Genomic DNA, 25,858 nt, shown 5'->3' with positions numbered 1-25,858 from the left:
AAAATGTATAATGTAATGTCAAAGAAAGCTGTTGAATTTATTGATGACCAGGAAATTCTGGACACCCTGGCCTATGCTGAAGCAAATAAAACCAATGCCGCAATGATTAATGAGATCATTGAAAAAGCCCGTACCTATAAGGGTTTGAGCCATCGGGAGGCCGCCGTTTTACTGGCCTGCGAGCTGGAAGAACAGAATGAGCAGCTGGTAAAGCTGGCCATGGAGATCAAAAACAAGTTTTATGGCAATCGCATTGTCATGTTTGCGCCTCTTTATTTGTCAAATTATTGCGTCAATGGCTGCATCTACTGTCCCTATCATGCCAAAAATAAAAACATCAGCCGCAAGAAACTGACCCAGGCAGAAATTGCCAAAGAGGTCATCGCACTGCAGGATATGGGCCATAAGCGGCTGGCGCTGGAAGCCGGCGAAGATCCTAAGAATAATCCCCTGGAATATATCTTAGAAAGCATTAAAACCATTTACAGCATTAAACATAAAAACGGCGATATCCGTCGGGTCAATGTCAATATCGCGGCCACGACGGTAGATGACTACCGACAGTTAAAAGAAGCGGGGATTGGCACCTACATCTTGTTTCAGGAAACCTATCATAAAGAAAATTACGAAATGCTCCATCCTACGGGTCCCAAGCACGATTACGCCTGGCATACCGAAGCCATGGACCGGGCCATGGAAGGTGGCATCGATGATGTCGGGATTGGGGTCCTCTTCGGCCTGAACATGTACCGCTACGATTTTGTCGGGATGCTCATGCATGCCGAGCATCTGGAAGCCGCCATGGGAGTGGGTCCTCATACCATCTCCGTGCCGCGGATCTGTCCGGCTGATGATATTGACACCGGCGATTTTTCCAATGCCATTTCCGATGAAATCTTTGAAAAAATCGTCACGGTGTTACGCATTGCCGTACCTTATACCGGGATGATCATTTCCACCCGGGAGTCCCAGGCGTCCCGGGAGCGGGTCCTGAAATTGGGCATATCGCAGATTAGTGGTGGTTCCAGTACCAGTGTCGGTGGTTATGATACCCCCGAACCGGAAGCAGAAAACTCCGCTCAATTTGAACTGAATGATACGAGGAAACTTGATGAAATTGTCAACTGGCTGTTAGAAATGGGCCATATTCCCAGCTTCTGTACCGCCTGTTACCGGGAAGGGCGCACCGGTGACCGCTTTATGCAACTGGTCAAATCCGGCCAGATTGCCAACTGTTGTCAGCCTAACGCAATTATGACCCTGAAAGAATATCTGGAAGATTATGCCGCCCCAGAGACCAAGTTAAATGGCGAAAAAACCATAGCCCGGGAACTGGCTGCGATTCCCAACGATAAGGTCCGCGGGATTGCCACCGCCCATTTAACGGAGCTTAATTCTGGTAAACGGGATTTTAGATTCTAAAATAATAAAGGGACTCACGCAAATGATTTATTTGTGTGAGTCCCTTTTAAATAGGAAGCTGATTAGTTGGCGGCGGTGAATTCAATATCAATATTACCACTGCTGGTTGAAATGTCAAAAGTATTCTTGCCATTTCCGGATCGGGGAATATCAATTGTGCCACTAAGGCTGTCAGCAGTGATCGTATAATTGCCAGGATCACCGAGAATGCTTCCCCGAACATTACCGCTGAGGGTAGTGATGGAAAGATTATTGGCGGCAAGTTTATTAAGGTTCACATTACCACTGCTGTTTCCAATAGAGACGTCGCCATTGATACTGGTATCAACTAAGTCAATATTGCTGCTGAGTGAAGATATTGACATATTACCAGCAATTTTTCCGTCGTTGAATTGGATTTCGCCGCTGGATGTTCCAATCTCCATGTCCTTGTCGGTACGGAGATTGTCAAGATCGAAATTGCCACTCAGTGTAGACGCATTGAGATGGTTATTGGTAGTCACATTTTTAAGGGTGATCTGTCCACTTGCAGTACTGGTATTAATGGCAGCTAAGCCATCGAAGTTGGTCAGATCAAGATTCCCGCTCATGGTGGCAGCTTCCATTTCACCGGCGAATTTTTTAGGAACAGCAACAGTCAACGTTCTTTTTTGATTGCTGATATTAAAACCAATGTATTCATACCAGTGTTTGTAAAGGGAACGCTTGATATTCAGATTACCGTTGGCCTGGAGTTGGATGGTGTAGGCATCTTTTTTGTTTTCATAGCAAGTTATTTTGATTTTGTCTTCGTCGGTTCCGACAATGATGACATCCGCATCGAGTTCGCTGATAGTCAAGCCAGAAACACTGGCCAGATCATAGCTGTAGCTTGTTTCCTCGTCAGGCAGACTGGTGTTAAACGAATTCCAGTTAAAACCAGCCAGAGCAAACGCCAGCAAGGCAATGACGAAACCAAGGATAATCAAACCACCGGCGACCAGCATTATTATTTTTTTGTTTGATTGCATTTAAACGACCTCCTTTTCGAGAAACAATGATTTAACCCAACGGAGAAATCTCCTGGTCAGACCGATCAGCCAGGATGATAATTTTGTGACTCCGAAAAAAGCAAGCACTGCGATTCCGATGCAAATTAGCGATAAACCAAACATTAACAGACCGGCGGCGAAGCTTTGGGCAAATAAGAGGCTGACAATCCCGGCCACACCACTAAGTGCAAAAGCGGCAACTGACGCATAGAGGGAAATAATAACCGCCCAAACGGATACATAAACGGCAAGAATCACGATAAAAAAAGCTAATACCAAGGGGAACCAGAGTGGAAATCCGAGCACCATCAGGACGATTTCCCACAGCTTCAATCCGGCTTTTGGTTGGATCTTGGCTTTCATCAGAGTCGGTAGGGGTAGCTCCAGCAGGGTGTTCTGGACGATAGCATCAACATCGCCGATGGCAGCCACCGCATCTTCTTCTTGCATGCCATCTTCGATCCGGTCATCAATCATTTCAGAATAAAACCCTTGGGTTACTTCAATTTCATGGCGGGGGAGCGCAACAAGTTTTTTCTCCAGACTTAATAAAAATTCTGTTTTATTCATCTGTATAACACCTCATTTCTTCTGTAATAAAATTATAAACCGTCATAACCTCTTTCCAATTATCCAGAAAATCAACAATTCGATTACGACCGGTTGCGGTTATTTTGTAGTATTTTCGAAGTCTACCGTTATGTTCCACCGAGTTCACCACCACACTTTGATTTGTCTCCAGTCTTTTTAAAATCGGATAAAGTGTCGATTCGGAAATTTCGATATACGGACTCACATCTTTGATGATCTGATAACCATAAGAATCACCACGATTGAGAACGGTCAGTACACAGATCTCTAGTAGACCGCGTTTTAATTGTATATCCATTTAGATACCTCCCCTCGCACAATACTATACAACACATAGTATTGTGCGGTCAATCTTTTTTTAAAATAATCAAAAAAAACCTTGATACAATCAAGATGATTTCAAATTGATTGCATCCAGGTTCGATTGGAATGCGGTGTAAATTACAGCAACGGCGAAAATAGCCGGGATATTGATTCTCTGATCTTAACCCGTCGGCTGCGGTTGCGATAGAGTTCTTTGTTATAATAAGTGCATTTTTTAATATCTTCAACAAAGATATTTTTAAGCTTAGTGGCAACCTTACGGTCATAAATAAAGGCGTTAGTTTCGAAATTCAGCCGGAAGCTGCGAATATCAAAGTTGCAAGATCCCACCGAACAGACCGAATCGTCCACGACAATGGTTTTAGCATGGAGGAAGCCATTTTCATAGATAAAAATTTTGGCACCATATTCAATCAGCTCGCCCACATAAGCCAGGGTGACCCAGTAGATAAAGATATGATCCGGCTTGTTGGGGATCATAATCCGGACGTCAATACCGGATAACAGGGCGATTTTCAGAGCCTCCAGAATACTTTCGTCGGGTACAAAATAGGGCGACTGAATCAGAATATAGTCCTCAGCGGTATTGATCATCCGCAGGAAGCCCTGCTTAATCTGTTGGTTGATGTTGTCCGGACCGCTGGAGACAATCTGGATGCCGGCTCCGGATTTTTGCGGAATGGTGGGAAAGTAGTGATTGAGTTTGGTGTCATCAATAAGCAGCTCTTCATTAGAACTGGCGCGCCAGTCGAGCAGAAAGCGATGCTGCAATTCATAGGCGGCTGAACCGACTATTTTTAAATGGGTATCCCGCCAGTAACCCATTTTTTTCTCCAGCCCCAGATATTCATTGCCAATGTTAAATCCACCGACAAACCCGGTAACCCCATCGATGACGACAATCTTGCGGTGGTTCCGGTAATTAACCCGAAGGTTTAGCATCTTGAAACGGGATGGAAAAAAAACGCCGATTTTTCCGCCCGCGGATTCAAAGCCATCGAGGAGAGAAGAGGGAAGATAGCGGCCGCCCATGGCGTCAAATAGTAACCTGACCTCGATACCTTCAAGGGCTTTTCGGGTCAGCACATCAAAAAGTTTAGCTGTCAGAGTATCATTTTTAATAATATAGTATTCCACATGAATGGATGATTGGGCTTGTTCCATGGCGTGAAAAAGAGCATCAAATTTCTGATAGCCATCGGTGAAAATATCGACCGTATTATTGTTCGTATAAAGAGATTCACTGACATTTAAATGGAATTCAATGGAATGACGATATTTTTCGATGGGGCTGTCCGGATCAATGGTAATAATCCGGGATAGCGACCGTTGCTGTTGTCTTAATAAATGGTGATACTGAATATTCTCTGGTGTATTGTACCGGAAAATTTTGCGTTTGGTTAAATTCTGGGAGAACAGGATGTAAAATAAAAAACCGATTATGGGAACCATCCATAAAAATAATAACCAGGCATAGGTGCTTTGAGGGTTTTTTCGCTCCAGAAAAATTATCGTGAATGTCAAGGTTATATTTATGATGAAAAAAATCGCAGTAAAGATTACGGTAATGCCCAATAACATGAAAACCTCCGAAAGTTTATTTCGTCTATTATAGCATAAAAGGCATCAAATGGAATAGTCCTGATCCGTGATGGTTTGATTTCCCTTGACATTTTACGGATCGTGATCTTATAATAGACGTTGTCTCAGGTTTGTGGTTGAAAGTCGATGCCAGATGCAGGCGAAGCGATCCACGTAAGACAATTCAATAGAGAGTTGTTGATCATGGTGCGTCTTAGAAGTAAGTCCAGCCGGGTACACCGAGAGAAGGAGTTGTGATGCGAACACTGAGCTAAACTTCCAGCTGGCGAGTGTGGGGGAAAAGACCAGGTCAACTGAGACAGCTTTTTTAAAATGAGGTTCCCTTTTTAGATGATATTTTGTGACAAGAATTTGACACAAATGATTTTGACTAAAGGGGATTGGATTGGGTATAATAGAAATATACTCAAAAGCACTATATTATGAGTGTAAACGAGTAAGGTTGACCTTTTGAAAGGAGTTGTCGTTATGAGATTCACAATTTACGGAAAAAATATGCATGTATCAGAAGGTTTAAAAGAAACGTTAAAAAAGAAACTTGGGAAATTTGATCGTTACTTTGGTCAGGAGACAGAAGTGTATGCCACCTTCAGCAAAGAAAAAAATTACCAGATGCTGGAAGTAACCATTCCTGTGGGAAAAACCATTTTAAGAGCAGAAGAAAGATCAGAGGATATGGTGACATCGATTGAGGATGTTGTTAATAAACTTGAAGGTCAGCTCAGAAAACATAAAACCAAATTACAGAAACGCAATCAGGATGAAACTGCCAAATTCAACCTGGAAGGGATCGAAGCAATTGAAGACGATGTTTTCCAGCCTAAAGTAGTTCGAACCAAAAAATTTGCAGTCAAACCCATGAATGTCGATGAAGCAACCTTGCAAATGGAATTGCTTGGACATGATTTCTTCGTATTTCTCAATGGAGATACCGATGATGTCAATGTTGTTTACATGAGAAAAGACGGAAATTATGGTTTGATCGAGCCTACTTTCTAAAACTTTCTTAAGAAAAAACTGAAAAGAACAACAGACACCCCTTGAATAATAGTTTTAAGGGGTGTTTTTGATGATTGTATTTTATAAATTCAATTTATTTTCAAATTTATACATTATTTAGGCATAAAGTTTTGACAGAACTTTTCTTTTGTTTTAAAATAGATCTATATGCATTATTATCTAAGCATCGATAGAGATGATAACACCTAAGAAATGATTATAAATAAATAGTGGGGTTAAAACAAATATGTTAATACTAATTGCGATTATTTTAGGTTTTTTAATTGGAAAAATTCGAAGAGGAAGCCTGAGTGGCTTCAAAGTCAGAAAAATTTCCTTGTTACCTGTAGGAATTTTAGGGTTGGTGTTGCAAATTGCCTTGCATCTATACATATACACTGGTGGTATTTCACTGGTTGAACCCTACCTGGAGATTGTCAACTTTGCCAGCTATATCCTGATATTAGTCATGCTGGTGTTTAATCTTGATGACTTCTGGGTTATTCTGATGGCGGTTGGGATTACCGCAAATTTTGTGGTGATCTTTATTAATGGCGGTCACATGCCGGTTGCCCAGGGGGTCATCGATATTTTACCAGCGGCCTTTGGCGAACAGATCACCCAGGGACTAAGTCCTCTATACTCACTGATTCAGCCCAATACACTGTTATGGTTTTTAGGAATTAATCTGCCCATTCCAGTTCCCTATGTACCCTTGGTCATGAGTCTTTATGGATCGGTCGCCGGTGTTACGGTTGGAAATATTGTCACTATCATTGGTTTAATCGGGTTTATTCAATATGTAATGAACAAAAAAGCCTCAATTATGCAGGATGAACGAAATGATCATGGCGAAGATGAGGGTATTTTTGGCGATGATGAAGATCATGGATTTGACGGTGTTTCAATCCAGAATAGTTATCAGGAAGGTTATGATGAACCGGAAGATATCGAAGATTACTATCGGGATATGGCCGCTACCGGCGGTATTCGCGGTGATCGGGATGAAAACGCCACGATTGTCATTCCGACAGAAGGCTATAACTCAAATGAAAGTATTGGTGCTCGGGATAACTTTGAAACCAGACTGATTCCAGCTGCTCTTGATGGGGTGGATTCTGAAATCGGGACCGAAACCGAAGAAATTATTATCAGTAAAAATGACAATCAGGAAACCCGGGTTATGGAACCGGTTGATGATGGCAGTACTAAGATTATCAGCAACATTCAGGAAGTGGGCGCCTATGTCAAGGGTGATAAAGAACTGGAAGCCGCCGACATGGAAGAGATTCTCAATAGTGATGATGCCGGATTCTTTACCAAGAAATATTATGAGGAAAAACTGGCCGTTGAAAAAGAGCGACTGATTCTGCAAATGCGGGAAATGGAGCTCAACAAGGTGGCTAAATCCCTCAGTGATCCCGATGGCGAGCCCCATCCGGTACCGGAATCAGATTTGCGAATTGTGGAAAGTTTTAAATTGACTGACCTCGACCAGCCCTTTGTTTTGCGCAGTGAAACCAACACCTATGATAGCGGGGTAAAAAGTAAAGATGAGGAAGATGTGGAGTTTTCAGAAGACGAAATGCTCAATGTCTGGCAGCGTCTGAATCTGGAAGACGAAAAACGCAAAGCCAATCGGCGCAAACAACTGATGCGAGAAACCAGTAAAGAAGCTGAAAGTCTGATCAGTGGAACACCCCGAGATGATGTCGGCATTCCGTTGAAGGAAATAGAAGAAGTGACTGAATCAGTTGTGGGGCGGGTATACGAAAGTACCAGTGCAGACAAGGAAAAAATGCTGGCTAACATGGATGATGATGAACGAAAAGACTTTCAGGAAACCGTTGACGAACGAAAACGGGCCGGTTATGAACTGGTTGAACTGAAACTGGATGGCAAAGATGTGGCCTTCTGGCGCAAGAAAAAATAAATAACGGATAATAAATAAAGCAAGGGGACTGTATAAAAAAATACAGTCCCCTTAAAATTATATAAAGTTTCATTAAAGAGAGTATGCTATAATAAAGTTTAGTGTATAATTATAGTTAGAAAGTTACAAAGGAGTGAAAGTATTGGGAATTTTAGATCAAATATTTGATAGCAATAGAAAAGAATTAAAACGGATGCAAAAAAAGGTGGATCAGATTCTGGAGTTGGACAGCCGTTTCGCGGCGATGAGCGACGATGAATTAAAAGGTCAAACCCTGATCTTAAAAGAACGACTTGCTCAAGGGGAAACCCTTGATGATTTATTGGTGGATGCATTTGCCACCGTCCGGGAAACGGGTGCCCGGGTCCTGGGAATGAAACATTTCCCGGTTCAGTTGTTGGGGGGCATGGCGCTCCATGAAGGTAATATTGCTGAGATGAAAACTGGGGAAGGTAAAACCCTGGTATCAACCCTGCCAGCCTATCTGAATGCTCTGGACGGTCGCGGTGTCTACATCGTTACTGTTAATGATTATCTGGCCCGACGTGATAGTGAATGGATGGGGAAAATTCATGAGTTTCTGGGACTGCAAGTGGGACTGGTTGTCCATGGTTTATCCTTTCAGGAAAAGCAGCATGCTTACGCCTGTGATATTACCTACGGAACCAACAATGAATTTGGTTTTGACTACCTGAGAGATAACATGGCCTCGGTCAAGGCCCAGCAGGTCCAGCGGGAACTTAATTATGCCATCATCGATGAAGTCGATAGCGTGTTAGTGGATGAAGCCAGAACACCACTGATTATTTCCGGCAGCGGTGACAAAAGCACTAAACTGTATGCCCTGGCCAACAGCTTTGCCAAAAACCTGAAGGCCGATGATTATATCAGAGATGAAAAAGCAAAATCAGTCATGTTATCAGACGAAGGAGTCATTAAAGCAGAAAAGTATTTTAATCTTACCAATCTGGCCGATATGGAAAACATGGAAATTTCCCATCATATTAATCAAGCCCTCCATGCTAATACGCTGATGTTTAAAGATCGGGATTACGTCATCAAGGATGGTGAAATTATTATTGTCGATGAATTCACCGGACGGTTAATGCCGGGCCGTCGTTATTCAAATGGCCTTCACCAGGCCATTGAAGCCAAGGAAAATGTCAAAGTCAATCGAGAATCCAAAACCCTGGCAACCGTCACCTTCCAGAACTATTTCAGAATGTTTAATAAGTTATCGGGGATGACCGGGACGGCCAAAACTGAAGAAGATGAGTTCCAGACAATCTACAACCTCAATGTTTTATCGATTCCCACCAATAAACCATTGATTCGGGAAGATCTTAATGACTTGATTTATAAAAGTGAACAAGGGAAGTATCTGGCTGTTACTGAAGAGGTCAAACGTCGTCATGCGACCGGCCAGCCAATTCTGATCGGGACCATTTCGATTGAAAAGTCGGAGCTGCTCAGCACTTATCTGAAACGATCTGGCGTTAAGCACAATGTCTTAAATGCCAAATTCTTGGAAAAAGAAGCCGAAATAGTCGCCAATGCCGGTCAAAAAGATGCCGTTACCATTTCCACCAACATGGCTGGCCGGGGGACCGATATCGTCCTTGGTGAAGGCGTCAGAGAACTGGGCGGTCTTCATATACTCGGCACCGAACGTCATGAGAGTCGTCGAATCGATAACCAGCTCCGTGGTCGGGCCGGCCGTCAGGGTGATCCTGGTTCATCGCAATTCTTTGTATCGCTGGAAGATGATTTGATGCGGGTATTTGGATCGGAAAAAATCCAGGGACTGGTTGAATCCATTGGTTTGGACGAAGAAACGCCGATTGAGAACAAAATGCTCACCCGTGGCATCGAGAATTCCCAGAAACGAGTGGAAGGCCGTAACTTTGATATTCGGAAGCATGTCCTTCAATATGACAACGTCATGAACCGCCAGCGTGAGCTGATTTATGAACAGCGGCAACAGGTTATTGACGGCAAAGACATGGAAAATGAAATCTGGAGCATGACTGAAACCCTGATTAATGCTTATGTCAGCATGTATACCGGCGATGGTCAATATTATGATGATTGGGATCTGGAAGGCTTACACAAGCATCTGGAGGCCAACGTACTGCCGAAGGAAAGTTTAACCCTACCAGAAAAACCGGAAAGCACCGAAGTATTGGTGGAAGCGATTCTGGGTGAATGCCGCAAAGTGCTGGAAGATAAAAAAGAAAAACTGGGTCTGGAACAGCTACAGAATATTGAACGGATGATTTTATTACGAAGCGTCGACGCTGCCTGGATGGAACACATCGACAATATGGAACAGCTGAAACAGGGAATCGGACTGCGGGCTTACGGCCAAAATGATCCGGTAAAAGAGTATACCAAAGAGGGCTTTGACATGTTTGACGACATGATCATGCGGATTCAGGAAGATACCGTCAAATACCTGTTCAACCTCAACATTCAGGTGATCCCAGCGGAAGAAGAACAGGCCAAAGTGGTGGATTTCAGTCAGCTGAAAACCAACGAAAACCAAATTGAGGGAAAACCGGCCGGACCGGCCAGCGCCCATGATAAGGTCGGCCGTAATGATCTTTGTCCCTGTGGTAGCGGAAAAAAATACAAGAAATGCTGTGGCGCATAAAAACAATTGAGTTTGTCGGTACTGGGTTATCTTTTTTGACGATCTGAAATAATTTTCATAATTATTTAACAATATAAAACGAAGGGGTGTGATCGTGATGATAGATTTGTATGAAGAAAAACAGATCATCAATGCAATGGCAACAAAACTGAAAGAAATGGGGAATTCACTTTGACTTGCCACGGCTTGTCAAAGAATTGGAAGCGCTAGAAAAGAAAACCGAGAATCCTGAATTCTGGAATGATCAGAAAAGTGCGCAAATTGTTTTAAAAGAGCAGAAGCTGATTAAAATCAAGGTCGATCATTTTAATGAGCTGGCTGAAGCGCTGGACGATATTATGGTCATGCTGGAGCTGGCCGAAGAAGGGGAATTGCTGGAAGGGTTCAGTGCATCGATCCGGGATCTTGACGAAAAGCTGGATAATTTCCGGACTGAAACCTTGCTTTCTGGGGAATTTGACAGTAATAATGCCATCATTTCCCTGCATCCAGGGGCTGGTGGAACCGAGTCCCAGGACTGGGCCTCAATGCTGTTGCGCATGTATACCCGATGGGCGGAGAAGAAAAAATACAAGGTCAAAACCCTGGATCTCCAACCCGGCGATGTAGCCGGCATCAAAAGTGTTACCCTATTGATTGAAGGGATTAACGCCTATGGTTATTTAAAAACCGAGCGGGGCGTACATCGGCTGGTGCGGATCTCACCCTTTGATTCATCGGGCCGCCGTCATACTTCGTTTGCGTCGTTGGACGTCATGCCCGAGGTCGATGAATCGGTGGAAATTGAAATATTGCCGGAAGATATCCGGATTGATACCTTCCGCTCCAGTGGTGCCGGTGGCCAGCATGTCAACACCACCGACTCGGCGATCCGGATTACCCATTTAAAAACTGGGATTGTGGTTCAGTGTCAAAATGAACGGTCTCAGCATCAGAACAAAGAAGTGGCCATGAACATGCTTAAAGGCAAGCTGGTGGAAATCATGGAGCAGGAAAAGATGGATCATATTGAAGACATCAAGGGCGACTACAGCCAGATTGCCTGGGGCAGCCAAATCCGTTCCTACGTCTTCCATCCTTACAACATGGTTAAAGACCACCGTACCAATGTCGAAGTGGGTAATGTCGGCAGTGTCATGGATGGCGATCTGGACGGCTTTATGAACGCCTATCTCAATACCATGGTGTAAATTACGTCATAAATCAGTTAACTAAATCAGAAGAATTGTTGGAGGGGAAAATGGCAAAGAGCTATCAGGAAATTAACGAAAAAATCGCCAGAGGCGAGGCGGTGGTTGTTACCGCCGAAGAAGTCATCGGCATTGTAAAAGAGCGGGGCGTTAAAGAGGCCGCCGAATATGTGGATGTGGTCACCACCGCCACCTTCGGACCGATGTGCTCATCCGGTGCTTTTTTGAATTTTGGACATTCGGATCCACCGATCCGGATGGGTGAGATCACCATCAATGGGGTAGAAGCTTATGGCGGTCTGGCCGCCGTGGATACCTATCTGGGTGCCACCCAGCCATCAAAAGACCGGGGTATTGAATATGGCGGAGCCCATGTGATTCATGACCTGATCGCCGGCAAAGAAGTTCATCTGGTGGCAAAATCTCAGGGCACGGATTGTTATCCCAGAACAGAACTGGATACCTGGGTGAAGCTGGAAGATTTAAATGAAGCCTATCTGTTTAATCCCAGAAATGTTTATCAGAATTATAATGCGGCCATTAATGGCTCCAGCCAGCGGCTTTATACCTATATGGGGATATTACAGCCAAATATGGGCAATATTACCTATAGCACCGCCGGTGAATTAAGCCCCCTCCTCAATGATCCCCTGCTGAAAACCATCGGCATGGGTACCCGGATCTTTTTTGGCGGCGCTCAGGGTCATGTATCCTGGATGGGAACCCAGTTTAATACGGCCTGTCCAAGAGATGACAAAGGCTATCCCCAGACCCCCGGTGCGACGCTGGCGTTAATTGGAAACATGAAAGAAATGGATCCCAAATATATTCGCGGCGCTGTTTATGAGGGCTACGGCGCCTCGATGTTTGTCGGGGTGGGCATCCCGATTCCGATTCTCAATGAGGAAATCATGGCCTTTGTGGCGGTGGAAAATAAGGACTTGTACACCAATGTGATTGACTACAGTGTTCCCAAAAAAGCCAAGCCGACCCTGAAAAAGGTCAGCTATGCCGAGCTTCGCAGCGGATCGGTGGATATTAATGGAAAAAGTATTAAGACCTCACCGCTTTCCAGTCTGAAAATGGCCAGAGAAATTGCTGAGGAACTGAACAACTGGATCAAAAAAGGCGATTTTTTCCTGCAGGAACCGATCCAGAGCTTCCCGATGGGAAATTCGCTTAAGGGCCTCGAAATCAAGGAAGGAGAATCCCGATGATGACAAAAAAAATACTGTTGTCGTTCCCGCAAAAGTCAGCTGGTCAGCCGATGGCCATGGAACTGATAAAAACTTACCATCTGGATTTTAATATCCTTAAAGCCTTTATCGATGACAATATTAAAGGCACTCTGTTGCTTGAAATTAAAGGTGAAGAAGCCGATATTGAAGCGGGGATTGTTTTTTTAAGACAAAACCAGATTGGTGTCAAAGATATTCAATCGGTGGTTGAGGTCGATGAAAATAAATGTGTTTCCTGTGGCGCATGTACTGCGGTCTGTGCCGTTGGTGCCCTCGAAATGACAGCCGACTGGTCTTTAGTCCATCACGACGACAAATGCCTGGAGTGCATGCTGTGCGTTAAAGCCTGCCCGATGCGGGCTATTCATGCCGTAATTTGAAGATGATCTATGAACCGCGAACCTATCGAAAAATAATGAAAGCCGAGGATCTGGATTATTTCCAGGTCCTCGAATTCGAATCCGACCTTTTTATTGGGGTCGAGCATCAGGCGATGTCCCCTAAGCTCCCCAAAATCGTAACGGCTGAATTGAAAAAACTGCGGCAAGCAATTGTTGACTACAATCAGACCCATCCCGGTTTTATTGAATCCCTGATCCCACTGGAATTCGATCCACATGCCGTGCCGATTATTTGCGATATGCTGAAAGCTGGCAAAATGGCCGGGGTGGGGCCGATGGCAGCAGTGGCTGGAGCGGTCTCCAAATATATTGGCCGCTTGCTGGAAGCATTCACCGCGGAAATTATCGTCGAAAATGGCGGCGATTTATTGATTAAAACCCAAAAAAAACGGCGTATTGCGATCCGCACCGGCAATCCCCGCTTTGCTGATTTAGGATTAAAAATAAAATCTGACGCAAAAACGTTGGGGGTCTGCACCTCATCCGGGATGATGGGCCATTCCCTGAGTTTTGGCAAAGCCGATGTGGTGACAATTATCAGCCCCAATATTCCCCTGGCCGATGCAGTCGCCACGGCGCTTGGAAATCGCATTAAGAAACCGGGAGATGTCGAAAGCGGACTTGCGTGGGCGAGAAACATCCCGGAAATACTGGGAATATTAATCATCATCGAAGATCAACTGGGCGCCTGGGGCGAAATTGAATTGTGCTGATAAAAAATTAGCGCGGGAAAACCGAATAATCATAAAAACGATTGAAATTTTGTGCTTGACAAAGAAAATATTGAAGGGTATCATGCACAAAAGCAATTGAATAATTTACCTATCCAGAGAGGTGGAGGGACAGGCCCTATGAAACCCGGCAACCAGCGCAAGCACGGTGCCAATACCAGCAGATTTATTTGCAATGATGGGATTTAATGTTATCATTAACCTCGTCATGGACGAGGTTTTTCTTAGTTTTAAACTGATATAAAACGAGTATAAAACTATTATAAATTAGTCTGTATTTGGTCTAAATTGGGTAAATAGCAAATAGAAACGAATACCCGTAAAGGAGAACATGCCATTGAATATAAAAGAAATACTAAAAAAGAAACGGCTTTATCTGGACGGCGCCATGGGGAGTCTGCTCCAGAATCGTATTGAAACGATCGGACCGGTACCGGAAGCCTTAAATCTGAGTCAACCGGAACTGATCAAAGAGATCCATCAATTATACATTGATGCCGGAGCCAATATTATTCTTTCCAATACCTTTGGCGTCAATGGTTACAAATTAAAAGATAGTGGTTACACAGTGGAACAACTGGTCACGGCCGGGGTTAAGAATGTAAAAGCATTGAATCCCGATTATACAGCCCTCGATGTCGGACCGTTGGGAACACTGATTGGCGCCCTGGGAGAAGTGACCTTTGATGAAGCCGTTGATTATTTCAAGGAAATAATCAGTGCCGGTGACAAAGCCGGGGCCGATTTAATTGTCATTGAAACGATGACTGATATCTGCGAGGCCCGGGCGGCGTTGATTGCGGCAAAAGCCGTGTCAGAGCTGCCGGTGATTGTTTCGATGACCTATGAGGAAAATAAGCGGACCTTAACCGGCAGTGATGCCTTGACTGTCGTTAACATCCTGGAAGGATTGGGAGCCGATGCCATCGGCATTAATTGTTCGACAGGCCCGGATGCGATGCTGCCGATTATCGCGGAGTTGGTGCGCTATGCCTCGGTGCCGATCATGGTGGAACCCAACGCCGGCTTGCCGCATATGAAAGATGGTAAAACGGTCTACGATATCACCATTGATCAGTTTACCGACTATATGGTACAAATTGCCGAAATGGGGGCATTAATTCTGGGTGGCTGCTGTGGCACAACCCCAGCCTATATCGAAAAAATGAAAGGCGCCACCAAAGATCTGCTTCTTTATCAGGTAACTGAAAAAGCTTTTACCGCCGTATCCTCAAGCACCAAGACGATCATTTTGGGAACGGATATCCATATTATTGGTGAGTGTATTAATCCCACCACCAATCCGGTGCTGAAGGCATCGTTGCGCCAGGGTGAACTGTCAGTGGTGACCCAACTGGCGACTGATCAGAAAAAAGATGGGGCTCATATTCTGGATATCAATTTAGGATTGCCGGACATTGATGAACAGATGATGATGCAAGAGGCGGTTGATACGGTCAGCCGTCTGGTGGATTGTCCGCTACAGATTGATTCATCTAATCCGGAAGTCATCGAAGCGGTGCTGCGCAGCTATCCCGGCAAGGCGATAATCAATTCGGTTAATGGCAAAAAGTCCTCAATGGCAGCGATCTTTCCGATCGCCCAAAAATACGGCGCCCTGGTACTGGGGCTGACCATGGATGAAACCGGAATCCCCAGTCTGGCGGCTGATCGTTTTGCTATTGCCGGGAAAATCATTAAAACGGCCGAATCATACGGCATCAGCAAAAAAAACATCCTCATTGATGCCCTGGTGTTAACGGCCTCAGCCCAACAGGCCGAAGTGCGAGAAACCATCAAAACCCTGGAAAAACTCCGGGCTGAACTGGGGGTGCCAACGGTGCTGGGGGTTTCTAACATTTCCTTTGGTCTACCCAACCGTGAGTTGTTAAACCGGACCTTTTTAGCGATGGCTCTGGAAGCGGGACTGACCACCCCGATTATGAACCCCAGTGACCGGGAAATGATGGACACCATTACCGCGTTCCGGGCGCTCTGGGGTTTGGATGGCCAATGCATCGCTTACGCCAATGCCTATAAAGACAGCAGCTTTGGCCAAGCCAAATCAGACCTGGAGCGAACGGCCCTGGGCCTAAAGGAAATTATCGAAGAGGGACTGACTGATCAGGCGGCCGGGGCTACCGCGATGCTCTTAGAGACCAGAGAACCGCTGGATATTGTCAATAACGAGATTGTCCCGGCCCTGGATGCCGTTGGCGATGCCTTCGAAACCGGCGAATGTTTCCTGCCCCATCTGATTTTTGCGGCGGAAACGGCGCAGAAGGCCTTTGAAGTTATCAAAGAAACCATGACGCGAGATGGCCAGACTCAGGTGGTTAAAGGAAAAATTGTGCTGGCTACCGTTGAGGGAGATGTCCACGATATCGGGAAAAATATTCTCAAGGTTATTCTGGAGAATTACGGCTACGAAATTCTCGATCTGGGCAAGGATGTCAAGGCTGAAACCATTATCCAGACCATTCGGACCGAGGACATTAAACTGGTGGGTCTCAGTGCCCTGATGACAACAACGGTTAAAAATATGCAAAAAATCATCGTCGCAATCAAAGCCGACTGCCCGGCCACTACCATCATGGTCGGCGGGGCGGTTTTAAACCCTGAATATGCCAAGACTATCGGTGCCGATTATTACGGCAAAGATGCCCGGGAAGGCGCCAGCATTGCCAAACGCGTATTTGAATAAAGTGAAAAAAAGACAGCTTATAGCTGTCATTTGAGGTTGTCAATAAACTACCGTACCGACCAATTGTTAATCTGTTGTTCGCCGCGCTATGCGAAATCCGCTTTGCTCCTTTCGCATGAGTCGCGAGCAGTCGCCAACTACAAGCAAGCTTGTGATTGGCTCGTTGCTTTCGCGAAGAATCGGACAGGCGATGCCGTGTCCGCTCCGATACGTACAATATGATATAACAATTGTCGGTACTGGGTTATCTTTTTTTGACAGTCTGCTAAGACAGCTTATGGCTGTCTTTTTTGATTGCTCAGTCGTTAATCAATTGAAAAGCATCGACATCAAAAAGCCCCAGATCGGTCAGGCGCAAGGAAGGAATCACTGGCAGGGCCATAAAGGAAAGGGTGATAAAGGGATCAACGCCCGGGGCGACCCCTAATCCGTGGGCACTTGAAATAAGCGAAGCGACCTTTTTCTGAACCTCGGCCCCGGGCTCAAGACTGATCAGACCAGCCAGAGACAGGGGCACGGCTCCGATTATTTGATGATTGCCGACCACCACATAGCCGCCGCCAATTTCAGCGAGATGATTGACCGCCAGCAGGATATCCTGATCGTTATCGCCAACGACAATAATATTGTGGGAGTCATGGGCAACGGTGGTGGCAATGGCACCGCTCTGGATTCCAAAGCCCTTGATGGCTGCGACGCCGACATGACCGGAATGGCGATGGCGTTCAATAACGCACAGCTTGGCATAGTTTTCATTGGGAATAAAAAAGCCGTTTTTCCCGGGTAGGGATTCCTGGAGATGATGAGTCTCAATCTGATCTTTGATAATTTCGATAACATGATTTTTGGGATTAATCAGGAGCCGCAGTTTTTCTGAGGTGAGGGTCTGGATATGGACCGAATTAAGCAGCTGGGAATCAATCTCATAATGGGGTTGATGTTCCCAGATGCTGTCGTTCACCGGGCGGCCATGCTGATAAACTTGCTCCACAGCTAGGGTGTTCAGATCGGACACGATCACCAGATCGGCCTGGTAGCCGGGAGCGATGGCGCCCAGTTTTTTTAGCCCATAAGCTTGGGCGGTATTAAGCGTGGCCATCTTGATTGCCTTGATTGGACACAACCCCAGATCAATAGCCTGTTTGATATTCCAGCGGATATGTCCGTCCTGATGGATGTCTTCTAAATGTTTGTCGTCGGTACAAAAGAGGAACCGGTCGGTCGGTAACGCTGTTGTTAATAGGCCGCTGATGATGGCATGCAGGTTTTTGGCGGCAGAACCTTCCCGAATCAGAATGTAGAAACCAGCCCGCAGTTTTTCGAGGGCTTCGGGCCAGGTGGTGGATTCGTGTTCACTGATGATTCCGGCGCAGGCGTAAGCCTGGAGTGGTTTACCTGCCAGCCCCGGAGCATGGCCATCAGCAAGCTTGTGCCGGCATAGTGTCAGCTTATCAAGAATCACCGGACCACCGGCCAGAACGTCGGGAAAACACATCACTTCCCCCAGTCCCAGGATTCGGGGATGATCGAGATAGGTCTGCATATCGGCAGCTAAAAAAGGACCGGCACCGTTTGTTTCAAAGGGGGTGGCTGGTACCGAAGAAGGTAACATTACAAAAACGTTTAAGGGGATCTGCTCAGTGGCGTTTAGCAGATAGTCCAGTCCGGTTTTTCCGGCGACATTCACAATCTCATGGGGATCGGCAATAATCGTCGTTGTACCGGTGGGGACAATCGCCCGGGCCAGCTCAAAAGGCGTAACCATGGTGGATTCAATATGCATATGGGCATCAATGAATCCGGGTACCAGATATTTTCCAGCCAGATCGATTTCAGTGATACCTTCGTATGATCCCATTCCCACTATGGTGCCATTGGCAACAGCCAGATCGCCAAAACAGATTTCTTCGGAAAATACGTTGAGAATCCTGGCATTTTTAAAAACCAGATCGGCTTTTTCAAAACCGTTGGCTACGGCAATATTTTTTTTGAGGTCTTCTTTATATTTTCTCATGTTTCATCCTATCTACAGTTAGTGATTTTATATCAGGTTATAATTATGTGTGCGATAAATAATTATAACCTGATATACCCCCTTTTTTTACAAAAAAAAACATTTTTTATATGAATCTCATCGAAAAAGGGTTATAATGACAATCAGAACATCAATTTATTCCTGTACTTCAATTTGCTTTTAAATTATAATAATTACAAAGTAGACAGTAATTCTAAGAAAGTGGTGAACAAAATGAAAAAATGGCGCTGCACAGTATGCAATTATGTACATGAAGGTGATACTCCTCCAGACAAATGCCCGATTTGCGGAGTGGGACCAGATAAGTTTGTTTTAATCGAAGAGTCAGAAGTCATTGAAACTGTTAAAGAAAAAAAATGGCGCTGTACCGTTTGTAACTATATCCATGTGGGTGAAACCCCTCCCGATGTTTGCCCGGTTTGCGGTGTGGGACCAGAAAAATTTGTTTTGGTTGAAGAAGTTGAGGATGGTTTAACCGATAAAAAAAGAGAGGCCTTACAGACTTTATTGTTTAATGTCAGCTATGGCTTATATATTATCTCGTCGATCAAAGATGAAAAGCTGAATGGAATGGTATCGAATACCTTTATTCAGGTCACCAGCACCCCTTTAAAAGCTAGCGTGTGCCTCGGAAAAGGGACCTTGACATCCGAATATGTTCGAGAATCCGGCGTCTTTGGGGTCTCCATTCTGGGTAAAGATAATCATGATCTGATCAAGCATTTTGGCTACCAGAGCGGCAGAGATGTAGATAAATTTAAAACGCTCAGCTACATTACTGGCAAAACCGGCTGTCCCGGCTTACTGGAAACCCTGTGTTTTGTTGAATGTGAAGTGGAGCAGACCATCGATTTGGGAACCCACTATATGTTCATTGGCAAGGTTGTTGACGGTGATGGTTTCAGCAAAGAGGAACCGATGACCTACGCTTATTACCACGCCACCCGATAATAACAGAAAAGCCCATGCGAAAAATCGCATGGGCTTTTTTTAGTGGGTAGTTTTTTCTTGTAATTCAGGAAAGGCCTCTAAAACAGCCTTGATCAGCTTGTTACAGCCATGGAACAGGGTGTCCGTGGTGGGTAGCTGATAGTTTTGCTCATAAGCCTTAATGGTATCGGCCACTTCATTTTCATTCATATCATCATGATTGATTGTGATCGCAATAACCTTGGATTCTGAGAAGCGTTCGATGAGTTCAATTTCGCTGGAGAGGGTGGGCATTGGCAGATAATCGAAATCGACCCGGTTTACTCGTTTGGGAGGATGTTGAACAATGATACCATCCGGCTTTCCGCCGCGGATAATGGCGCAGGAGCTGATAAAAGCCGGATGGCTGAGGGCGCCTTGTCCTTCCAGTATAATCACGTCCGGTTTTTCGTGAATATTGGCTTCGACAACGGCATTTTCCAATTCGCCAGTCATAAATTCAGAGGGAATGGCATCCAGGGCAATCCCGTATTTTTCTCCCTGAATTAATGAGGTCTGACCAGTACCGATAAAGCTGGCCCGAAGTCCTCGTTCTTTTAAAGCGGCAATCAGCAGCATCGCGGTAGTTCGTTTGCCTACGGCACAATCGGTCCCGAGGATGGCGATTTTGGGGGTCTTTACATTTAAAATATCACCAGTAAAAAGATGAAGGTAGCGATTGGCAAGTGGCTTTCGGATATCATATAACTTAACCCGATAGCGCTTGGCCTGTTGTTTAAATTCAGAATCTTCAGAAATAAATTCATGAAGACCATTGACGATATCCATCCCCAAAGACATCGCCTTGAGAAAAATTCGTCGTTCTTTGGTAGATAGGATGGCTTCCTTTGGGGCGATACCATAAATAAAATATTTGGGAACCTCGCTTAATTGATCCATGGCTTCGGATAAATCACGATAGATGGGGATACCATTGTCAACCCCTTCCAATATTTTTCCGGCATCCAGGCCTGTCTTGGTGCTGTCTATTACACATGTGATATGGTATTTTTGGGAACGTCGGATTAAACCATTGGCAGTCTTTCCATCGGATTCACCAAATTGACCTTCACAGTAGAGTAAAGCTTTTTCTTTCATAGAGTTTGCACTCCTTTCACGTGACAAGAACAAGTTCTTTACAAGACAAACGATTCAATTAAATGTTCTTAATGTGTTTGAGAATAAAGGTAGTTCGATATGCACTGTTTTAATCATACCACATAAAATGGTAAATAAACGGTTCCTTAAGAAAAACCTGAAATTAGGACGTATTACCTAAGAAATTTCCAGGCAGCGCCGCAGTGCGTGTATATAAAATAGAAATTGAGACTTGACAAGAGATAACCCGGATGATATATTGAATATATATTCAATATATCATCCGGGAGGGATCATGGCTCGATCAAAGGAACAAAACGATAGAATGAGGGAATCTCGTAAAGAAAAGATTCGCAATGCAGCCCTGTTACAATTTGTTAAACAGGGCCTATTCGCCACCCGAATCCAGGATATCGCGGTCCAAGCTGGAATCGCCCAGGGACTGTTATATCATTATTACTCATCAAAAGATGAAATTTTTGTCGACCTCATCAATGAGGCACTGGACAAGACCATTGCAGCATCCTATTCGGTACGAGATATGGAGACCGGTCCAGGTGAAAAAATCCGCTTTGCTTTAGAACGATTGGTGGATACCATTGAAAACAGCCAGACATTTTTGGATACCTGTCGTTTGATTACCCAGGCAATCAATTCAACAGCAATCCCGATCGATGCTCAGGATCTTATTCAAGAAAAAAGGAATATCCCCTATCAGGTTATTGAGGCAATAATGGCAGCGGGACAAAAAGAAGGAACCATTGTAGGAGGTGATCCCAAAATGCTGTCCATTTTATTCTGGACCAGTATCAATGGTCTGGCAATATACTATTCAACCAATAATAATCGGGACGTAGAACTGGATTATCGGGTGATTGCATCGATGTTTTTGATTGAAAGAGAAAGCGAGGAATAAAGTTAGCATGAGTACAAAAGCAAAAATGATGCACTACACGATGAAATATCGTCATCTCTTTAAAGGGCAATTGCGCCCGGAAATGATTGATAAAGACACCTCAATCGCAAAGCTGCGACAAGACTGTGATAAAACCGCCGAGCTTTTTTTTAAACCAATTCCGGGCATCGATTTTGAACCCAGTGACTATCCGGATTTTTATGCGGAATGGGTTGAAAGTGAAGAGGCTCCCAAAGAAAAAGTCGTCTTGTACTTTCATGGCGGCGGTTTTGTCATGGGCAATGCCAGATCGCACCGAAATATTGTCGGGAATTTTGTTAAACATCTGGGTATTAAAGCCCTGGTCTTTGACTATCGGCTGGCCCCGGAACATTCGGCCCCGGCAGCAGTTGATGATTCAGCAGCAGTCTACAGCTGGCTGCTTAAACAAGGGTATCAACCAGAAAATATCGCTTTTGCCGGAGATTCAGCTGGTGGCGGCATTGCATTGGCCACCCTGCTAAAATGCAAGGATGAGGGCATCCCGCTACCAGGGGTCTGTGCCGTATTTTCACCATGTACCGATATGACGATTTCAGGAGAGTCCCATAAAACAAGGGCAAAGGCTGATCCCTGTACGCCCAGAGGCGCAAATGAAACCTATCTGGGTTACTATGTTGGCAGCGGAGATCCGCGGCACCCCTATGCCTCACCATTGTTCGGAGATCTGAGCGGTTTGCCGCCAACGATTATTCAGGTTGGCGATAACGAAACCTTAAGGGATGATTCAACCCGTTTTGGCGAAAAAGCGAAAGAAGCCGGGGTTGATGTGCAATTGAAGGTATGGAAGGGGATGTTTCATTGTTTTCCCTTGCTGGCACCGATGTTCCCGGAGGCTACTGAGGCCCTGGAAGAGGTTTGTCAGTTTATTGGAAAAAACCTGAAGAACTGATTTTAAGATCAAATATTTATTAAGCTACCGAAGGCGGATATCAAAGCAGAAAAAAGGTTTCCGTCAAATTTAGGCGGAAACCCTTTTTTATAGCTCACCATCGGCATCTTTAATACCGTGCAGTCGGATCTTATATTGCAAATTCTGCCGTGATATACCCAGGTCTCTGGCGCTTTTCGAAATGTTATGATCATTGGCCTGCAAAACATCGATAATCATTTGTTTCTCGATCTTACTTAAGGTGTTTTTTAAATTTTTATCATCAATGCTGGCGGATAAGTATTTTTCATAGATCTTTTTATCGGAAATATTTTTCCTCAAATAAGCCGGTAGTAAGTCTGGCGTCAGAATCGTATCCTGATATTGAGCAATATAAATGGCGTGAGTAATAGCGTGCTTTAACTCCCGGATATTTCCTGGCCAGTCATGGCAGAGCAGAATTTCCTGGGCTTCATCAGATACCTTAAACAGCTGTTTTCCCATGGCCGACCCTTCGGTGGAAAGGAATGCCGGTACCAGATCCAGAATATCCTGTTTACGGTCTTTTAATGGTGGTAAGTGAATGGAGAAGACGGCCAGCCGGTAGTATAAATCAGAGCGCAGTCGTTTTTCTTCAATGGCTTTTAGCGGATCCTGGTTCAAGGCGCTGAGCAGGCGAATATTGGCTGTTATTTCTTTATGGCCGCCGACCTTCCGATATTTGCCAGTTTCCAGTACCCGTAACAGCTTGGATTGCAGTCCCATGTGCATGGAGTTGATCTCATCGAGAAAAATGGTGCCTCCCTCTGCGGTTTCCAATAGCCCCACGGAATCAACCGCACCGGTAAAAGAACCTTTGACGGTGCCGAACAAGGTGCTCTCCAGAAGGTTTTCAGGGATTGCACTACAATTGATGGCCACAAAAAGTTTATTGGCCTGGGGACTGGCATTGTGAATGCTTTGGGCAAAAACCTCTTTACCAGTACCAGTGGGTCCGGCGATCAGGATCGGCGCGGTGGTTTGCGCAGCGATTTCCGCATGACGAACACATTCAGCCATATGGGCACTGGTGCCGATAATATCTTTAAAGGTAAATTGGGTACCATTATTTTTCAGTTGCTGGGATTTCAGATCGTTCTGTAGTTTATTAATGGTATTGGCCATATGAATATAGTCGGAAATATCCCGGTAAATACAGATGGCTGCTTCAACCTTATGGGGATCTGTTTTTGAAAAAACCGGGTAAGTACTGCTGATGACATCAGCAACCTTTCCGGAAGGTGATGTATATTTGACATGGACATCCTGAACTTTTTTTCCGGTTTTCAAAACCAGAGATTCCATGGATTCGTTTTCAAGATAATCATAAATATCAGACATGTTTTTACCGATAACATCTTCATGCTTCATGTTTTCGATAATTTCGCAGCCCTTGGAGTAGCAGACGATTTTTCCATTGGCATCAACAACATGAATGCACACATCTTCGATCCGCTCAACATCCTGAATCGGGAAAGAATTTTCGCCAAAAGCTTCCAAAATGTGCTCGTTTTTTACTTTCACTGGTATTCTCCGTTTCGGGTTTACTGACTAAGACAGTATGATAACATGAATTCCAAAAAAATCATAGAGACAACCCTGAGAACGGGTTGCCTGTCTGATTGATAAAGGGGATTGAACAACGGATTACTGGTAATTTTTTTCGATTTTTTCAATCTCAGCCAGGATTGAAGCTTCTAATGGGGGGACCTCGTGGGTTTCAAGAATCGTATCAATTTTTGCATTGACCATTTCGAGAATATCGGACTGATCGGGATTAACCATTCGCCGTTTAAAGAATTCCGGATACCAAACGCTTCTGAAATTACTGAGGGTGTGCATTTCATTAAGGTAGTGACCGCCATGCCCAACACCTTTGATAACATCCATGGCCAGGGTTTCCTCGTTCACTTCGACACCGCTGGAGTAGGCCGATAGCTCATTGATCATTTCATTGGCCAATACCACCATCGCGGGTGCCACCGAGTTACAGTGATCCAATACACCAATATCGTGAACGATGTTGGCCTTGCTTAAAATGGACGAGAAGAGTTCCATTTGGACCTCCGCAATGGATTGGGGATCGACGGTTTTGGCATCGCTGCAACCGGCCGTGCCGTAGAAGGGCAGGTTATAATAGTCTGCCAGTTCCGAAGCAGCTGCCACCGACTTATGGAATTCAGGGGCACCATAGGAACCGATGGTGGTTTGCATATCAAACACCGTTGGCATCGAACCGTAAATCAGCGGAGCGCCTTCATTAACGGCCTGGGTAATGACCACACCGGCTAAAATTTCGGCGTTATTCTGGGTTAAGGCACCGGCGATGGTAATCGGAGAGGTGCCCCCCATCATGCTGTAAGGCATATAAACAACCGGAATTTTGTTGGTGGCACTGATAAAAAGTTTTTCAGTACTTTCGACCGGATGGGTCAGCGGCGGAATCGGTTCACAGTAGTTAAAGATAAAGGGTTTTTCAGCCAGTTCTTTGTGTCCACCAGCAACAACGGCAGCGATGTCGATGATCTCCTGAAGGGATTCGATGTCATTGGTGGAAAAATTGATGGTTTTATCAAAGTTTTTCAGGGTTTCAATAAAGGTCACCTGAGATTGGACCAATGGATCCACATCAGCACACATCCCCACTGACAGAATAAAGCTGATGTTGGATAGATAGCTGCCTAGTTTGCACATATTTTTAATGTCCGCCTTCAGATAGGGGCGGGCCATATTGGTTTTGTGATCAAGGATCTCCAGTTGATCGGAATGGGTTCCGAAATAGACATTGTTTTTGCTGTTGATGATCATATTAGGTTTGCCGTCTCGGGTATATAAGGTCAATTCTTTGGGAATGGTGTTCAAGGCTTTATCAACAACCGCTTTGGGGAATTTAACCAGATCGCCATCAACGGTACAGCCATATTTTTTAAGCAAATCGATGGTTCGGGCGCCAACGACGCGCATTCCGAAGTTTTCCAGCAGATCCATGCTTTTTTCGTGAATGGTTTCGATTTTATTTTTATTTAATACATTGAATTCAATATTTCTTTGTGTGGTTTCCATAATGTCTCC

20 protein-coding genes and 1 riboswitch are annotated in these 25,858 nt (G+C 44.8%); of the genes, 12 read left to right on the top strand and 8 right to left on the bottom strand.

The genetic code is table 11. The features are described 5' to 3' along the window. Nucleotides 1-3: 3 nt before the first annotated feature. Nucleotides 4-1,422, top strand: coding sequence for a [FeFe] hydrogenase H-cluster radical SAM maturase HydG (gene hydG, locus A3KS_RS0102650; RefSeq protein ID WP_026393587.1), 1,419 nt, complete (start codon nucleotides 4-6; stop codon nucleotides 1,420-1,422). A 62-nt stretch (nucleotides 1,423-1,484) separates the two neighbouring features. Here hydG and A3KS_RS0102645 read toward each other — a convergent pair whose 3' ends face one another. From A3KS_RS0102645 to cls, 4 genes are all read right to left on the bottom strand, one after another. Continuing rightward, nucleotides 1,485-2,432, bottom strand: coding sequence for a DUF4097 family beta strand repeat-containing protein (locus tag A3KS_RS0102645; protein WP_026393586.1), 948 nt, complete (start codon nucleotides 2,430-2,432; stop codon nucleotides 1,485-1,487). Continuing rightward, nucleotides 2,433-3,023 carry a DUF1700 domain-containing protein gene (locus tag A3KS_RS19810; RefSeq protein WP_051355609.1) on the bottom strand — a complete coding sequence of 197 codons (591 nt, stop codon included), beginning with the start codon at nucleotides 3,021-3,023 and terminating at the stop codon, nucleotides 2,433-2,435. After that, nucleotides 3,016-3,342, bottom strand: coding sequence for a PadR family transcriptional regulator (locus tag A3KS_RS0102635; protein ID WP_026393585.1), 327 nt, complete (start codon nucleotides 3,340-3,342; stop codon nucleotides 3,016-3,018). Before A3KS_RS0102635 ends, A3KS_RS19810 begins: the two co-directional genes overlap by 8 nt. Before the next feature lie 143 nt (nucleotides 3,343-3,485). Continuing rightward, on the bottom strand, nucleotides 3,486-4,949 hold the full coding sequence (gene cls / locus A3KS_RS0102630; RefSeq protein WP_035355013.1) for a cardiolipin synthase: 1,464 nt from the start codon (nucleotides 4,947-4,949) through the stop codon (nucleotides 3,486-3,488). 489 nt (nucleotides 4,950-5,438) lie between these two features. Between cls and hpf the strand changes: the two genes are divergently transcribed. The 8 genes from hpf to A3KS_RS0102585 all read left to right on the top strand — a co-directional run bounded on the left by hpf (nucleotide 5,439) and on the right by A3KS_RS0102585 (nucleotide 16,819). After that, nucleotides 5,439-5,969, top strand: coding sequence for a ribosome hibernation-promoting factor, HPF/YfiA family (gene hpf, locus A3KS_RS0102625; protein WP_026393583.1), 531 nt, complete (start codon nucleotides 5,439-5,441; stop codon nucleotides 5,967-5,969). A 247-nt stretch (nucleotides 5,970-6,216) separates the two neighbouring features. Next, nucleotides 6,217-7,902, top strand: coding sequence for a DUF5317 family protein (locus tag A3KS_RS0102620; protein ID WP_026393582.1), 1,686 nt, complete (start codon nucleotides 6,217-6,219; stop codon nucleotides 7,900-7,902). 142 nt (nucleotides 7,903-8,044) lie between these two features. Then, a complete protein-coding gene (secA, locus tag A3KS_RS0102615) occupies nucleotides 8,045-10,555 on the top strand; it encodes a preprotein translocase subunit SecA (RefSeq protein WP_026393581.1) in 2,511 nt (836 codons plus the stop codon). Nucleotides 10,556-10,652: 97 nt separating this feature from the next. Continuing rightward, nucleotides 10,653-11,745, top strand: a protein-coding gene (gene prfB, locus A3KS_RS0102605) for a peptide chain release factor 2 (protein ID WP_207637736.1) whose coding sequence is annotated in 2 segments (ribosomal slippage) — nucleotides 10,653-10,727 and nucleotides 10,729-11,745 — 1,092 coding nt in all. Because the reading frame shifts where the segments join, the coding sequence is not laid out codon by codon here. A gap of 50 nt (nucleotides 11,746-11,795) precedes the next feature. After that, nucleotides 11,796-12,962, top strand: coding sequence for a homocysteine biosynthesis protein (locus A3KS_RS0102600; protein WP_026393579.1), 1,167 nt, complete (start codon nucleotides 11,796-11,798; stop codon nucleotides 12,960-12,962). After that, on the top strand, nucleotides 12,959-13,363 hold the full coding sequence (locus A3KS_RS0102595) for an NIL domain-containing protein (protein WP_026393578.1): 405 nt from the start codon (nucleotides 12,959-12,961) through the stop codon (nucleotides 13,361-13,363). Before A3KS_RS0102600 ends, A3KS_RS0102595 begins: the two co-directional genes overlap by 4 nt. Nucleotides 13,364-13,365: 2 nt before the next feature. Further along, nucleotides 13,366-14,097 carry a UPF0280 family protein gene (locus tag A3KS_RS0102590; RefSeq protein WP_051355608.1) on the top strand — a complete coding sequence of 244 codons (732 nt, stop codon included), beginning with the start codon at nucleotides 13,366-13,368 and terminating at the stop codon, nucleotides 14,095-14,097. 106 nt (nucleotides 14,098-14,203) lie between these two features. Then, a riboswitch (SAM riboswitch) is annotated at nucleotides 14,204-14,300 on the top strand. A 146-nt stretch (nucleotides 14,301-14,446) separates the two neighbouring features. Next, a complete protein-coding gene (locus tag A3KS_RS0102585; protein ID WP_035355010.1) occupies nucleotides 14,447-16,819 on the top strand; it encodes a homocysteine S-methyltransferase family protein in 2,373 nt (790 codons plus the stop codon). A gap of 298 nt (nucleotides 16,820-17,117) precedes the next feature. On the opposite strand, the gene ade is transcribed toward A3KS_RS0102585, so the two are convergent. Continuing rightward, nucleotides 17,118-18,833, bottom strand: a complete 1,716-nt coding sequence (ade, locus tag A3KS_RS0102580; RefSeq protein WP_035355008.1) for an adenine deaminase — start codon at nucleotides 18,831-18,833, stop codon at nucleotides 17,118-17,120. 234 nt (nucleotides 18,834-19,067) lie between these two features. Here ade and A3KS_RS0102575 point away from each other — a divergent pair, with 234 nt between their 5' ends. Then, nucleotides 19,068-19,805: a flavin reductase gene (locus A3KS_RS0102575; protein WP_242834722.1), complete on the top strand. Its 738-nt coding sequence runs from the start codon at nucleotides 19,068-19,070 to the stop codon at nucleotides 19,803-19,805. A gap of 39 nt (nucleotides 19,806-19,844) precedes the next feature. Here A3KS_RS0102575 and A3KS_RS0102570 read toward each other — a convergent pair whose 3' ends face one another. Further along, a complete protein-coding gene (locus tag A3KS_RS0102570) occupies nucleotides 19,845-20,921 on the bottom strand; it encodes an N-acetyltransferase DgcN family protein (protein ID WP_051355606.1) in 1,077 nt (358 codons plus the stop codon). Nucleotides 20,922-21,216: 295 nt separating this feature from the next. Here A3KS_RS0102570 and A3KS_RS0102565 point away from each other — a divergent pair, with 295 nt between their 5' ends. Further along, entirely contained in the window at nucleotides 21,217-21,837 is a 621-nt protein-coding gene (locus A3KS_RS0102565) for a TetR/AcrR family transcriptional regulator (RefSeq protein WP_026393572.1), read from the top strand. Nucleotides 21,838-21,844: 7 nt separating this feature from the next. Beyond that, nucleotides 21,845-22,768 carry an alpha/beta hydrolase gene (locus A3KS_RS0102560; RefSeq protein WP_035355004.1) on the top strand — a complete coding sequence of 308 codons (924 nt, stop codon included), beginning with the start codon at nucleotides 21,845-21,847 and terminating at the stop codon, nucleotides 22,766-22,768. Between the two features lie 87 nt (nucleotides 22,769-22,855). On the opposite strand, the gene A3KS_RS0102555 is transcribed toward A3KS_RS0102560, so the two are convergent. Both A3KS_RS0102555 and A3KS_RS0102550 read right to left on the bottom strand, forming a co-directional pair. Beyond that, complete coding sequence (locus A3KS_RS0102555; RefSeq protein ID WP_026393570.1) at nucleotides 22,856-24,310, bottom strand: sigma-54 interaction domain-containing protein; 1,455 nt, start codon at nucleotides 24,308-24,310, stop codon at nucleotides 22,856-22,858. A 123-nt stretch (nucleotides 24,311-24,433) separates the two neighbouring features. Further along, nucleotides 24,434-25,849 (bottom strand): trimethylamine methyltransferase family protein, encoded by a 1,416-nt coding sequence (locus A3KS_RS0102550; protein WP_026393569.1) that lies wholly within the window; start codon nucleotides 25,847-25,849, stop codon nucleotides 24,434-24,436. Between the last annotated feature and the right edge of the window lie 9 nt (nucleotides 25,850-25,858).

This window comes from Acetobacterium malicum subsp. dehalogenans DSM 11527 (genome assembly GCF_000472665.1).
GTDB lineage: Bacteria > Bacillota > Clostridia > Eubacteriales > Eubacteriaceae > Acetobacterium > Acetobacterium malicum.
This window is presented reverse-complemented; position numbering and strand designations above follow the sequence as displayed.